9 protein-coding genes are annotated in these 12,500 nt (G+C 63.8%); 6 read left to right on the top strand and 3 right to left on the bottom strand.

Going from position 1 to position 12,500, the window contains the following annotated elements; genetic code table 11:
- Window positions 1-72: 72 nt before the first annotated feature.
- Window positions 73-1,500: a two-component system sensor histidine kinase CreC gene (creC, locus tag AC07TV_RS17320; protein WP_494649606.1), complete on the bottom strand. Its 1,428-nt coding sequence runs from the start codon at window positions 1,498-1,500 to the stop codon at window positions 73-75.
- 6 nt (window positions 1,501-1,506) lie between these two features.
- Window positions 1,507-2,214 (bottom strand): two-component system response regulator CreB, encoded by a 708-nt coding sequence (creB, locus tag AC07TV_RS17315; protein WP_494649605.1) that lies wholly within the window; start codon window positions 2,212-2,214, stop codon window positions 1,507-1,509.
- A gap of 139 nt (window positions 2,215-2,353) precedes the next feature.
- On the opposite strand from creB, the gene AC07TV_RS17310 reads away from it, so the two are divergent.
- The 6 genes from AC07TV_RS17310 to AC07TV_RS17285 all read left to right on the top strand — a co-directional run bounded on the left by AC07TV_RS17310 (window position 2,354) and on the right by AC07TV_RS17285 (window position 11,466).
- Entirely contained in the window at window positions 2,354-3,790 is a 1,437-nt protein-coding gene (locus tag AC07TV_RS17310) for a sensor histidine kinase (protein WP_494649604.1), read from the top strand.
- A gap of 83 nt (window positions 3,791-3,873) precedes the next feature.
- A complete protein-coding gene (bchE, locus tag AC07TV_RS17305; RefSeq protein ID WP_494649603.1) occupies window positions 3,874-5,466 on the top strand; it encodes a magnesium-protoporphyrin IX monomethyl ester anaerobic oxidative cyclase in 1,593 nt (530 codons plus the stop codon).
- A gap of 74 nt (window positions 5,467-5,540) precedes the next feature.
- Window positions 5,541-6,584: a phosphoribosylformylglycinamidine cyclo-ligase gene (gene purM, locus AC07TV_RS17300; RefSeq protein WP_494649602.1), complete on the top strand. Its 1,044-nt coding sequence runs from the start codon at window positions 5,541-5,543 to the stop codon at window positions 6,582-6,584.
- Window positions 6,574-7,197 carry a septal ring lytic transglycosylase RlpA family protein gene (locus AC07TV_RS17295; protein ID WP_494649601.1) on the top strand — a complete coding sequence of 208 codons (624 nt, stop codon included), beginning with the start codon at window positions 6,574-6,576 and terminating at the stop codon, window positions 7,195-7,197. Before purM ends, AC07TV_RS17295 begins: the two co-directional genes overlap by 11 nt.
- An 82-nt stretch (window positions 7,198-7,279) precedes the next feature.
- Complete coding sequence (locus tag AC07TV_RS17290; RefSeq protein ID WP_494649600.1) at window positions 7,280-8,431, top strand: efflux RND transporter periplasmic adaptor subunit; 1,152 nt, start codon at window positions 7,280-7,282, stop codon at window positions 8,429-8,431.
- Window positions 8,428-11,466 (top strand): efflux RND transporter permease subunit, encoded by a 3,039-nt coding sequence (locus AC07TV_RS17285; protein ID WP_494649599.1) that lies wholly within the window; start codon window positions 8,428-8,430, stop codon window positions 11,464-11,466. Before AC07TV_RS17290 ends, AC07TV_RS17285 begins: the two co-directional genes overlap by 4 nt.
- Window positions 11,467-11,537: 71 nt before the next feature.
- Here AC07TV_RS17285 and miaA read toward each other — a convergent pair whose 3' ends face one another.
- Window positions 11,538-12,485 (bottom strand): tRNA (adenosine(37)-N6)-dimethylallyltransferase MiaA, encoded by a 948-nt coding sequence (gene miaA / locus AC07TV_RS17280; RefSeq protein WP_494649598.1) that lies wholly within the window; start codon window positions 12,483-12,485, stop codon window positions 11,538-11,540.
- Window positions 12,486-12,500: the final 15 nt, after the last annotated feature.

The raw sequence follows: 12,500 nt of genomic DNA, 5'->3' as shown, positions 1-12,500 counted from the left end.
CATACGGACAGAGCCCATGTCCGCTTTGGAGCGATTTCTTGAGAGACCGCTCCTGGCCGTTACCTGTAGTCGTCACTCCGACCGAACCCGAATCCACGCTACCCCACCGCCCTCCGGGTGATTTTCAAACCCAGCCTCCCCACCATGTAACCGCGCCACCTCCCGCACCAGCGCCAGACCCAACCCGGTGCTTTTCTTGCCGGTGGCTGGGCGGGGCAGGGAGTAGAAGCGGTCGAAGATTTGCGGCAGGGCGTAGTCGGGGGCGCCGGGGCCGTGGTCGCGGATGTGGAAGCTGACGGTGTCGTCGGCGGCGTCGATGTCGAGTTCGATGGTGCTGCCGGGGGGCGAGAAGTCGATGGCGTTGTCGATGAGGTTGAGCAGAGCTTGTTGGAGCAGGAGGGCGTCGCCGCGGATGGGGGCGGTGTGGCTGACCGCGATCCGGGTTTGCAGTTGGCGGCTGGTCAGGGCTTGCTGGCGCAGGGACAGGCAGGTGTCGAGGAGGGTTTTCGGGTCGAGGGTCTGGTCGCCTTCCGGAGCTTGCAGTTGCTCGACGCGGGCGAGCAGGAGCATGCGGTCGATGATGGCTTGCAGGCGGCGGCCTTGTTCGGCGACGCTGAGGGTGAAGCGGTGGCGGTCGTCGGCCGGCGGGTCACTTTCGAGGATTTCGGCGGCGCCGAGGATGGCGGTGAGCGGGCTTTTGAGTTCGTGCGCGAGGTTTTGCACGTAGCGTTCGACGTATTGTTTGCCTTCGAGCTTTTCGCGCATGGTGGCGAGCGCCTGGGCGAGTTCGGAGAGTTGCCGGCCACCGCCGGTTGGCGCTTCGGCCTTCTGCCCATCGGCGACGGCGCGGGCGTAGTCGCGCAGGCGGTGGATGGACCAGCCGAGCCAGAGGGTGAAGCTGAGGCCGATGGCGGCGGAGGCGGCGAGCAGGATGAGGCCGGATGCCTTGACGCGCTGGGCGGCGCGCTCGGCGTAGGGGGCGACCGAGGACATCGGCTTGGCGAGCGAGAGGACGCCGATCAGTTCGCCTTGCCAGAAGATCGGGGCGGCGACGTGCATGACCGAGCTGGCCGGGTCGTAGGGGTCTTCACGCGATTGGCGGGCGCCGTATTCGCCGCGCAGGACGCGGGCGATGTCGCGCCATTGCGAGAAGTCTTCGCCGACGGCGGCCTGTCGTGAGTCGTAGACGACGATCCCTTGGGCGTCGGTGACGTAGATGCGGAAGTCGACGTGTTCCTTGAGGACGCCGGAAATGTCGGCTTGCGGGCTGCGCCGGATGGCGGCGCGGACCGAGTCGGCGAAGGCGCCGTGGCCGATGCGGTCGGCCGAGAGGTCGAGAGCGGCCATTTCGGCGAGGACGTGGGCGGTGTCGACGAGGGTTTCTTCGGTGGCCTGGCGGACGCCGGGTTCGGTTTCGTTGGTGACGACGTTGAGCACGAACCAGGCGGCCAGGCCGACGATGAGGAAATAACCGAAAAAGAGGCGGACGGAGATGTTCACGCCGGCTTACCCGATCAGGCTGTAGCCGAGGCCGCGATGGGTGACGATGATCTCTTCGTCGCGAATGCTGCGCAGCTTGCCGCGCAGGGTCTTGATGTGGGTGTCGACGGTGCGTTCGAGGCTGTCACCGCCGTCCTGCCAGACGGTGTCCATGATCTGGGCGCGATTCAGGATGCGGCCGGGTTTCTGGAGGAGCAGGGCGAGCAGCAGGTATTCGTAGCGGGTGAGCGCCAGCCACTGGCCGTGGTAGGCGATGCGCAGGCCGTCGGGGTCGATTTCAAATTTGGCCGTTTTTTCGGGTTGACCGTGGGAATGTACCTGTTCGCCGTTGGTGACCCGGTTTTCCGGCTTGAGCCGGCGGCTGATGGCGCGGATGCGCGAGGCGACCTCGCGCGGGCTGAAAGGCTTGGTGACGTAGTCGTCGCCGCCCAGTTCCAGCCCGACGATGCGATCCACCTCGTCGGCGCGGGCGGTCAGGAACAGCACCGGCACGTCGGAATGCCGGCGCAGGGCGCGGCAGACGTCGAAACCGGTCATGTCCGGCAGGCCGACGTCGAGGACGACGAAATCGATGCTGTCAGACGCCAGCCGGCTCAGCGCCTCGCTGCCGAGCGTGCAGCAATCGACGGCAAATCCCTCGGCGCGCAGGGCGTAGCTGAGCGTGTCGGCAATGGCCGGCTCGTCGTCGACGATGAGAATTTTCATGCGCGACATGATAATTCATCCCATTGCCATCATCATCCGCAGATTGCCGAGTGAAACAGGCTCAGTCGCTTCGGGCTGCGTGCTATGCTTTTTTTGAATAAACAAACTGTTGCCCGGGTGATCGGGCCGTTGTTATTGAGGGGGTGTCATGAGCCGGGCCGGGGAATTGATTGTCCAGTCTTTTGCTGATCCGGCGACACGCCCGGAAGCGCTGGCGCGTTATCTGGAAGGCGAGCTGGCCGGTGCGGCTGCTACGCCAGAGTTGCTCGAGGCGGCCTTGGCCGCGGCGCTGGCATCCTACCAGTCGGTGCAGGCCGACAGCGCGCGCCAGGCGGCCGAGGGGCAGGAGGCCGAGCGGCATACCGAGAACCTCTTGCAACTGCTCGGGACCATCCTGGAGTCGTCCGACGAGGGCATTCTGGCGCTCGATACCGGGGATCGCATCATCCGCTTCAACAGCCGGCTGGTCGCTCTGTTCTGCATTCCCGACGAGGTCATTGCCTTCTGGCGGCACGAAGAGGTAATGGCCGCCATGCTGGCGCAACTGGCCGATCCGGAGGCTTTCAGCCGGTCGTTCGCACAACTCTGCCAGTCGCCCGAGGCCGACTGGCGCGAAACGCTGGAGTGTCGCGACGGCCGCGTCATCGAGTGGCGTTCGCAGCCGCAGCCGGCGGTGTGGGCTGGCGTCAAGCGGGTGGTCAGCTTTCTCGACGTGACCGAACGCTTTCGTTCGGAAACCAACCAGCGCCTGCTCGAACGCAAGCTCGACGAAACGCGCGAACGCTTGCTGCAGGCCGAGAAGCTGGCGGCCATCTTCCAGCTCTCGGCCGGTCTGGCGCATGAAATCAGCAATCCGATCGGTTTCATCCAGTCCAATCTGGAGGCAATGGGGCGCTACGTGCATGCCATGCTCGGCTTGCTCGATCTTTATGGCCAGGCCGAGTGCGAGTTGCCGGCCGACAGTGCCCGGCGAGGCGGGATCGAGGCGGCAAAAAAGGCGGCCGATCTTGAGTTCCTGCGCGACGATGTGATCGATCTGCTCGACGAATCGCTGCGCGGCACCCGACGGCTATCGACCATGGTCGGCAGCCTGCGCGTACTGGCGCACGCCCAGGGCAGCACGATGCAGGCGGTTGGTCTGGCCGGCCTGGTCGACAGCGCGCTGGCCGCCGCCGATGCGACCGCCGGCGGCCGGGTGCGGACCCGTCGCGAGATGGATGATTCGCTGCTGGTCGCGTGTCGCCCCTCCGAATTGACCGAGGCACTCAAGAACTTGCTGGGCAACGCGCGGGACGCCATTGTCGGCGAAGGCGAGATTGTCATTCGGGCCGGAGTCGATGACCGGCAGGTCTGGATCGAAGTCGCCGATAACGGTAGCGGGATTTCGCCGGAGAATCTGGCGCGCATCTTCGAGCCCTTCTTCACCACCAAGCCGCCCGGCGCCGGGATGGGGCTGGGCTTGTCGGTTGCCTATGCCATCGTTTCGATGCACGGCGGCAGCATTTCGGTGACCAGCGAGGCGGGCCGGGGCAGTACCTTCCGGGTCAGCCTGCCGCGCCAACAGGCATCAGCCCGGGCCAACTGAGCTGTTGGCCGACTTCACCGTCGCTTCGTCATGACTTCACCGGGCGGGGCGATTCTGGAAGCTCTTCGTTCAAGGAGCACGCCATGTCCGCCACCGCCCACAAGATTCTCCTGCTCAACCCGCCGCACACCGCCATCGGCAGCCGGATTCCGGATGACCACCTGCCGCCGCTCGGGCTGCTCGCCATCGGTGGGCCGCTGATCGACGCCGGATTTGCCGTCGAGTTGCTTGATGCCGACTACGATCCGCTGCCGCCGGATGAAATTGTCCGTCGCATCGTCGCCGCAGCGCCGCGCATCGTCATGGTCGGCCACGCCGGCTCGTCTACCGCCCATCCAACCATCATCGATCTGGCTGTGCGGATCAAGGCGGCACTGCCCGCAACGGCCATCGTCTATGGCGGCGTTTTTCCGACCTATCACTGGCGGGAAATCCTTGATGAATGCCCGGCCATCGACGCCATCGTGCGCGGCGAAGGCGAGCGCACAGCCGTCCTCGTCGCGCGCGCCATCGTCACGCACGGCCTGCTCGCCACAGTGCCCGGCTGCGCCTATCGGGACGGCGGTCAGGCGCGGGCGACCCGGCAGGCCAAGCCGATTGAAAACCTCGACGCCTACCGCGTCGGCTGGGAACTGATCGACTTCAACCGCTATTCCTACTGGGGCGGGCGCAAAGCCGTTGTCGTGCAGTTTTCGCGCGGTTGTCCCTACCTGTGCAATTACTGCGGTCAGCGCGGTTTCTGGCGGACCTGGCGGCATCGCGATCCGGTGTTGTTCGCCCGCGAACTGGCCTGGCTGCACCGCGAACACGGGGTCGAGGTCATCAACTTTGCCGACGAACTGCCGACCGCCTCGCGCGAAGCCTGGCAGGCTTTCCTCGAAGCCCTGATTGTCGAAAACGTGCCGCTGACCTTGGTCGGCTCGACGCGGGCCGGTGACATCGTGCGTGACGCCGACATTCTTCATCTCTACAAGAAGGCCGGCGTCGTGCGCTTCCTGCTCGGCATCGAAAGCTACGACGAAGCCACCTTGCAGGCCATCCGCAAGGACGCCTCGCCGCGCGAGGACCAGGAAGCGATTCGCCTTCTGCGCCGGCACGGCATCGTGTCGATGGCCACCTACGTCGTCGGCTTCGAGGAAGAAAGCGACCGCCATTACTGGCATTCGCTGAAGCAGTTGCTGCGCTACGACCCCGACCAGATCCAGTTGCTGTACGCGACACCGCTGCGCTGGACGAGTTATTTTTCAAGCGTGGCGCATCGCGAGGTGGTGCAGCCCGATACCCGGCTGTGGGATTACAAGCATCAGGTGCTGGCCTCGCCCGGCATGCCGCCGTGGCGCATGCTGCTCTGGGTAAAAGGCATCGAGGTGGCCATGCAGTTGCGGCCGCAGGCACTGTTACGCACCTTCCTCAATCGCGATCCCGAATTCCGGCATGCCATGCAGTGGTACGTACAGATGGGGCGTCGCGTGTGGTTCAGGGAAGTCGGCGAGTTTATCTTTGGGCTGCGTCCGCGTTCGACCGGGGTGCGTCTGGCTGATTTTCGCGGGGCGGGTTATGGCGCCCGGCCGATGCCGGAGCCTGGGCTGGCGGAGCGGGTAGCCACGCCGATGGTGCCAAAAATGCTGCGCTTTCCGCCAGTGGCGGGTATAGCGAGTGTCGACGGAAGCGCTTAGGAAGCCGGTCGGTTTCGGGTAAAATCGCTTTTTTTTCCAGCGGCTAGCCGCCGCGCTCGGCGAGTTCCCAGACCATGACCCAGAACACTTCCCTTTCCTACCGTGATGCCGGCGTCGATATCGATGCCGGTGATGCCCTCGTCGAACGTATCAAGCCGCTTGCCAAGAAAACGCTGCGCGACGGCGTGCTCGGCGGTATCGGCGGTTTCGGCGCGCTGTTCGAAGTGCCGAAGCGCTACAAGGAGCCGGTGCTGGTGTCTGGCACCGATGGTGTCGGCACCAAGCTGCGCCTGGCTTTCGATCTGAATCGCCACGACACGGTGGGCCAGGATCTGGTCGCCATGAGCGTCAATGACATTCTCGTGCTGGGCGCCGAATCGCTGTTCTTCCTCGACTACTTTGCTTGCGGCAAGCTCGATGTCGATACCGCTGCTGCGGTCGTCGGTGGCATCGCCAAGGGTTGCGAACTGGCCGGCTGCGCGCTGATCGGTGGCGAAACGGCTGAAATGCCGGGCATGTACCCGGCTGGCGAATACGACCTGGCCGGCTTTGCCGTCGGCGTCGTTGAAAAATCCAAGGCCATCGACGGCAAGGCTTCGATTGCTCCCGGCGATGTGGTGCTCGGTCTGGCTTCCTCGGGGGCCCACTCCAACGGTTACTCGCTGGTGCGCAAGATCATCGAGCGTTCGAATCCGGACATGAACGCCAAGTTCGACGGCGAGCGGACGCTGGCCGACGTCGTCATGGCGCCGACCCGCATCTACGTCAAGCAGGTGCTGGCGACGATGGAAAAGGTCACGATCAAAGGCATGGCTCACATCACCGGCGGCGGCCTGCTCGAAAACGTGCCGCGCGTGCTGCCGGAAAACACCGTGGCCGAGCTGGAAAAGGCCGCTTGGCCGCGTCCCAAGCTGTTCGACTGGATGCAGGCCGAAGGCAATGTGGCCGAGAACGAAATGCACCGAGTCTTCAACTGCGGCATCGGGCTGGTCATCGTCGTTGCTGCGGCTGATGCCGATGCAGCGATGGCCGAGCTCAAGGCGCAGGGCGAAACGGTTTATCGCATCGGCAAGATCCGGGCGCGTTCGGGTGACGAAGCACAGACGATTGTCGTCTAAATGGCAGTTGCAGGTCGCGGCGATGTTCGTCTGCGGCCTGTTCCTGCTGAATGCCTCGTCGCCGGTCTGGGCGGCGAGCCATAAGCCGTCGCACAAGACGGCAACCAGACATGCCAAGAAACCGGTCCGGCATTCGCCGCGCCAGGCCGAGTTGGCGCCCGAATTCGGGCCGGCCGACCTGGTTGAAGACGGCGTTCCTGGCCTGCGTGGCCACGCCAGCTTTTACGGCAGGGGCTTTCAGGGTCGCAAGACGGCCACCGGCGAACGTTTTGACGTCGAGCAATTCACCGCTGCCAGCAATCGCTTTCCGCTCGGTACCATGCTGGCCGTTCGACGGCTGGACAACGACCGTTGCGCCATCGTCAAGGTCAATGACCGGATGCACCCGAAACACCGCAAACGCATCATCGATGTATCGCGCAGTGTGGCGGAATACCTCAACATGATTCGCGCCGGTGTTGTTTTCGTCAGCGTCGCGCCCTTGAAAAAAGGCTGGCAGGATGGCGATGCAGCGTCCTGTCACGCTGCGTTTGAGCCGGAAGCAGAACCGGCGTGCGTTTCCTGCGGTCAACTGCCAAAACTGCCCGAATTCCTGCCTGGCATCGACGGCTGATTTTTTTCTGCGAATTCAGCCGGTTCGTTACAATTCCGGCTATTGCTGACTGCCCGGTCAGTTCGACCTTTTGCCGAATGCCATGAATAAAAAAACCCGTTTCGGAATTATCGCCATCGCGCTTGTCGGCCTGGCTGGCCTGGGCTACTACGCCTACACCGCCAACCGGGCGCCTGCAGCCGAGCCGGTAACCCCGCCTGGCGGGGCGGGCAAACCGGCGGGGGGCGGCGCGCCGGCCAGCTTTCCGACGGCAGTGGAAGTGGCCCGGGTGGCAGCCAGCGATTTTGCCGATGATGTAACCGCAGTCGGCACGCTCAAGTCGAATGAATCCGTTGTCCTGCGCCCGGAAACGGCGGGGCGCGTGGCCTCGATCGGTTTCAAGGATGGCGCCGTTGTGGCCAAGGGAACGGTGCTGGTTGTTTTCGATGCGGCGATCCAGGATGCCGAATTGCTGCAAGCCCGGGCCAACCTGGCGCTGGCCAAGAGCAGCTACGAAAGAAATGTCGAACTGGTCGGCAAAAAATTCCTCAGTCAGCAGGCACTCGACGCTTCGGCGGCGACGCTCAAGGTGCAGGAGGCTGCTGTCCAACTGGCCGAGGCGAAGGCCGCGAAAATGCGTATCAAGGCGCCATTCACCGGCATGGTCGGGCTGCGCAACGTCAGCGTTGGCGATTACCTCAAGGATGGCCAGGATCTGATCAATATCGAGGATGTCGCCACGCTGCGCGTCGATTTCAAGCTGCCGGAAAACTATCTCGGCCGGATCAGCAAGGGCCAGGTTGTCGAAGTGCAGACCGATGCTTTGCCCAGCGAACGCTTCAAAGCCGTGCTCGACGCCATCGACCCGCTGGTGGACCAGAACGGTCGTTCGATCTCGGCCCGCGCCCGGCTCGACAACGCCAAGGGCAAGCTGCGGCCCGGCATGTTCGTGCGCGTCCGCCTGCTCTTCGGCGAGCGCAAGGCCGTGCTCATGGTGCCTGAGCAAAGCATCGTGCCGGGCGGTCAGCCGGCGGTGTTCAAGGTCGTCGATGGCAAGGCAAATCTGGTCAAGGTCAAGCTCGGAGTTCGGCGGATGGCGCAGGTTGAAGTTGTTGAAGGACTGGCGGCTGGCGACGTGGTCGTGACGGCCGGCCAGTTGAAGCTGCGCGAGGGCGCTGCGGTGCGTCCGGTCGGTGAGGGCACGCCACCTGCGGCAGCGCAGGCTGTCGCCGCCGGGACGGCCGCCGGCAAATGAAAATTTCCGAAATTTGCATCAAGCGGCCGGTCTTCGCGACCGTGCTGTCGCTGGTCATCATGCTGCTCGGCATCGTTTCCTACGACCGGCTACCGGTGCGCGAGTACCCCAAGATCGACGAGCCGGTGGTCACGGTTAACACAAGCTATCGCGGTGCCTCGGCCGAAATCATCGAATCGCAGGTCACCAAACCACTTGAGGATTCGCTGGCCGGAATCGAGGGTGTGGAAGTAATCACTTCCATTTCACGGGCTGAAAGCAGTCAGATTTCAGTGCGCTTCAAGCTCGAGCGGGCGCCTGATTCGGCGGCTTCCGATGTCCGCGACCGGGTATCCCGGGTCCGCAACAGACTGCCGGACGAGGTCGACGAACCGGTCATCGCCAAGGTTGAGGCCGATGCCAATCCGGTGATCTGGATCGCTTTTTCATCCGACAAGCATTCGGCCCTCGAAGTCACCGATGTCGCCACGCGCATCGTCAAGCCGCGCCTGCAGACCCTGCCCGGCGCCGCCGACGTGCGGGTCTTCGGCGACCGCAAGTTCGCCATGCGCATCTGGCTCGACAAGCAGCGACTGGCGGCTTACCAGCTGACGCCGGCTGACGTTGAGGATGCCTTGCGCAAGCAGAACGTCGAGGTGCCGGCCGGCCGTATCGAAAGCCGCGAGCGCGAATTTTCGGTGGTGGCCAATACCGATCTCAAGACCACCGAGGAATTCGGGGCGGTCATCGTCAAGACGGTGAACGGCTATCCGATCCGTATCAACGATCTTGGCCGGGTTGAAATCGGCGCCGCATCGGAGCGTAGCTCCGTGCGTTTCAAGGGGCGTTCGGCCGTGGCGCTCGGCGTCATCAAGCAGGCGACGGCCAATCCGCTTGAACTGTCGAAAGCGCTGCGTGCCGAGTTGCCGAAAATCACCAGCGAGCTGCCGGATGGCATGAGCGCCAATCTGTCCTACGATTCGTCGGTGTTCATCGACCGTTCGATCGAATCGGTGTTCAAGACCATCGGCGAGGCCATCCTGCTCGTGCTGGCGATCATTTTCTTCTTCCTGCGCAATCTGCGGGCGACGCTGATTCCGCTGGTCACCATCCCGGTGTCGCTGGTCGGCGCCTTCGGCATCATGTTCGCGCTCGGTTTCACGATCAATACGCTGACGCTGCTTGCGCTGGTGCTGGCCATCGGTCTGGTCGTCGACGACGCCATCGTCGTGTTGGAAAACATCTTCCGGCACATCGAGGAGGGCATGCCGCGCATGCAGGCGGCGCTCCAGGGCTCGAAGGAAATCGGCTTCGCGGTGGTTGCCATGACCCTGACGCTGGCCGCGGTTTATGCCCCGGTGGCGTTCATGACCGGGCGTACCGGCAAACTGTTCATCGAATTCGCCCTGACCCTGGCCGGCGCCGTGCTGGTCTCCGGTTTCGTCGCGCTGACCCTGTCGCCGATGATGTGCTCGGTGCTGCTCAAGCATGAGGAGAAGCACGGCAAGGCTTTTCTGATGGTCGAAGGCTTCCTGAACTGGTTGAATTCCGGCTATAAGCGGGTGTTGACCGCAGCACTCAATCGTCGCTGGATCGTGCTTGTTGGTTTCGTCATCGTCGCCGCCTCCTGCGGCGTTCTGCTCAAGGCGCTGAAGTCCGAACTGGCACCGGTCGAGGATCGCGGCATCATTTTCGGCATGTTCCTCGGCCCGGAGGGGGCGACGCTCGATTACACCGAAAAATACGCTCGCCAGATCGAAGGCATTTACAGCCAGACCAAGGATGCCGAGCGCTATTTCGTCGTCGCCGGCAACCCGACCGTGAGTCAGGGGATTTCCATTCTCGGCCTGACTGACTGGAACGATCGCACTCGTCGTTCGCCGGAGATCGCCAAGGAGTTGTTCCCTAAATTCGCCGCCATTCCCGGTGTCATGGCCTTCCCGGTGACGCCGCCGTCGCTCGGCCAGAGCCCCCGTGAACGGCCGGTCAATTTCGTTGTTGTTACCGCTGCGCCATATGAGGAGCTACAAAAGGTGACCGGCCAGATCCTCGCCGAAGTGGCGAAGAATCCGTCGCTGACCAACGTGGATACCGACCTCAAACTCAACAAGCCTGAGCTGTCGGTCGACGTCAAGCGCGACAAGGCGGCTGACATGGGCGTGCCGGTCGAAACCATCGGCCGGACGCTGGAAACCTTCCTCGGCGGCCGACAGGTCACGCGTTTCAAGCGCGATGGCGAGCAGTACGACGTGATCGTCCAGGTCGCCGAAGTCGAGCGACGCAATCCGGAGGATATCGGCGATATCTATGTGCGGGGCCGCGATGGCAGCATGATTTCGCTGGAAAATCTGGTCGATGTCCGGGAAACGATCAGCCCGCGCGAACTGAACCATTTCGGCCAGCGCCGCGCCGTGACGATTACCGCCAATCTGGCGCCGGGTTACACGCTGGGCGAGGCGCTGACTTTCATGGATGGCGTTGCCAACCAGGTCCTCAAACCGGGCTACGCCGCCGACTACAACGGCCAGTCGCGTGAATTCCGCCAATCGTCGTCGTCGCTGGCCTTCACCTTCGGTCTGGCGCTGGCTTTCATTTACCTCGTGCTGGCCGCCCAGTTCGAAAGCTTCCGCGACCCGTTCATCATCATGCTCACCGTACCGCTGTCGATGGCCGGGGCGCTGCTCGCCCTCTGGCTGAGCGGCGGCACGCTCAACGTGTATAGCCAGATCGGCCTGGTCACACTGGTCGGCCTGATCACCAAACACGGCATCCTGATTGTCGAGTTCGCCAACCAGTTGCAGGAAAAGGGCATGGCGCTCAAGGAGGCGGTCATCGAATCGTCCTTCCTCCGTCTGCGCCCGATTCTGATGACCACCGGCGCCATGGTCCTCGGCGCCGTGCCGCTGGCCTTCAGCACGGGGGCGGGCGCCGAGTCGCGGCAGCAGATCGGCTGGGTCATCGTCGGTGGCCTGCTGCTTGGCACTCTCTTCACGCTGTTCGTGGTGCCGACGGTGTATTCGCTGCTGGCAGCGCGCAAGGAGCAGATCGAGAGCTGATCGGCCGGCTTTGCCTGGTCAAACGGATATTTCGTTTTTGGGCTTTTTTTTCGGTTGACCGTAGCAGCGCTTCAGGCAGCACCGAGGAAGCTTGTCGTCCGTTCGGCAATCTGCTCGGCCAAGGCCGGGTCGAGGCAATCGAAACTCTCGGCTTCGAACGAGTTGGTCAGCCAGGTGATCTGGCGCTTGGCCAACTGGCGTGTCGCGAAAATGCCGCGGTCACGCAGTTCATTGCGCGGTAGCGTTCCATCCTGCGCTTCCCAAGTCTGCCGGTAGCCGACGCAACGCATCGACGGCAGGTCGAGGCTCAGCTGGTATTTCCGGCGCAGCAGGCGCACCTCGTCATCGAGCCCGGCCAGCAGCATTTCGTCGAAACGGCGGGCGATGCGTTCGTGCAGAACGGCGCGGTCGGAGGGCAGGAGGGCGATCGACAGCAAATCGTAGGGCGGCTTCTGTTTTTCGCTTTCGGCTAGCAGTTCTGACATCGGGCGGCCGCTCAACCGGCAGATTTCGAGGGCGCGTTGCAGGCGCTGGCTGTCGGTGGAGTGCAGCCGGGCGGCCGTGACCGGGTCGAGTTTGGCCAGTTTGGCATGCATCGCCGGCCAGCCCTCGGCCGCGGCTTCGGCATCAATTTGGGCGCGCAGGGCGGCGTCGGCCTGCGGCAGATCGGCCAGGCCGTGGAGCAGGGCGCGGAAATACAGCATCGTGCCGCCGACCAGCACGGGCACCTTGCCGGCCTTCGTGATGTCGGCCATCGCGGCCAGCGCATCGGCGCGAAAACGGGCGGCCGAATAGCTCTCTTCCGGCGAGATGAGGTCGATCAGGCGGTGCGGGTAGCGGGCCAGCGTGGCGCGGTCCGGCTTGGCCGTGCCGATGTCCATGTCACGAAAAACCTGGGCCGAATCGACGCTGATCAGCTCGACCGGAAAACGGTCGGCCAGCGCCATGGCAACCGCCGTCTTGCCCGAAGCGGTTGGGCCCATGATCAGGATGGCAGGCGGCAGGCGGGGTGAGTTCATGGCGGCGAATGCTAC

It is taken from the genome of Azonexus sp. GW821-FHT04F04, assembly GCF_059420025.1.
This window is presented reverse-complemented; position numbering and strand designations above follow the sequence as displayed.

Excerpts from the sequence above, each read along its gene's own strand:
- creB (WP_494649605.1), bottom strand. The coding sequence starts at position 2,214 with ATGTCGCGCATGAAAATTCTCATCGTCGACGACGAGCCGGCCATTGCC.
- AC07TV_RS17310 (WP_494649604.1), top strand. The coding sequence starts at position 2,354 with ATGAGCCGGGCCGGGGAATTGATTGTCCAGTCTTTTGCTGATCCGGCG.
- AC07TV_RS17285 (WP_494649599.1), top strand. The coding sequence starts at position 8,428 with ATGAAAATTTCCGAAATTTGCATCAAGCGGCCGGTCTTCGCGACCGTG.
- purM (WP_494649602.1), top strand. The coding sequence starts at position 5,541 with ATGACCCAGAACACTTCCCTTTCCTACCGTGATGCCGGCGTCGATATC.
- AC07TV_RS17290 (WP_494649600.1), top strand. The coding sequence starts at position 7,280 with ATGAATAAAAAAACCCGTTTCGGAATTATCGCCATCGCGCTTGTCGGC.
- miaA (WP_494649598.1), bottom strand. The coding sequence starts at position 12,485 with ATGAACTCACCCCGCCTGCCGCCTGCCATCCTGATCATGGGCCCAACC.
- bchE (WP_494649603.1), top strand. The coding sequence starts at position 3,874 with ATGTCCGCCACCGCCCACAAGATTCTCCTGCTCAACCCGCCGCACACC.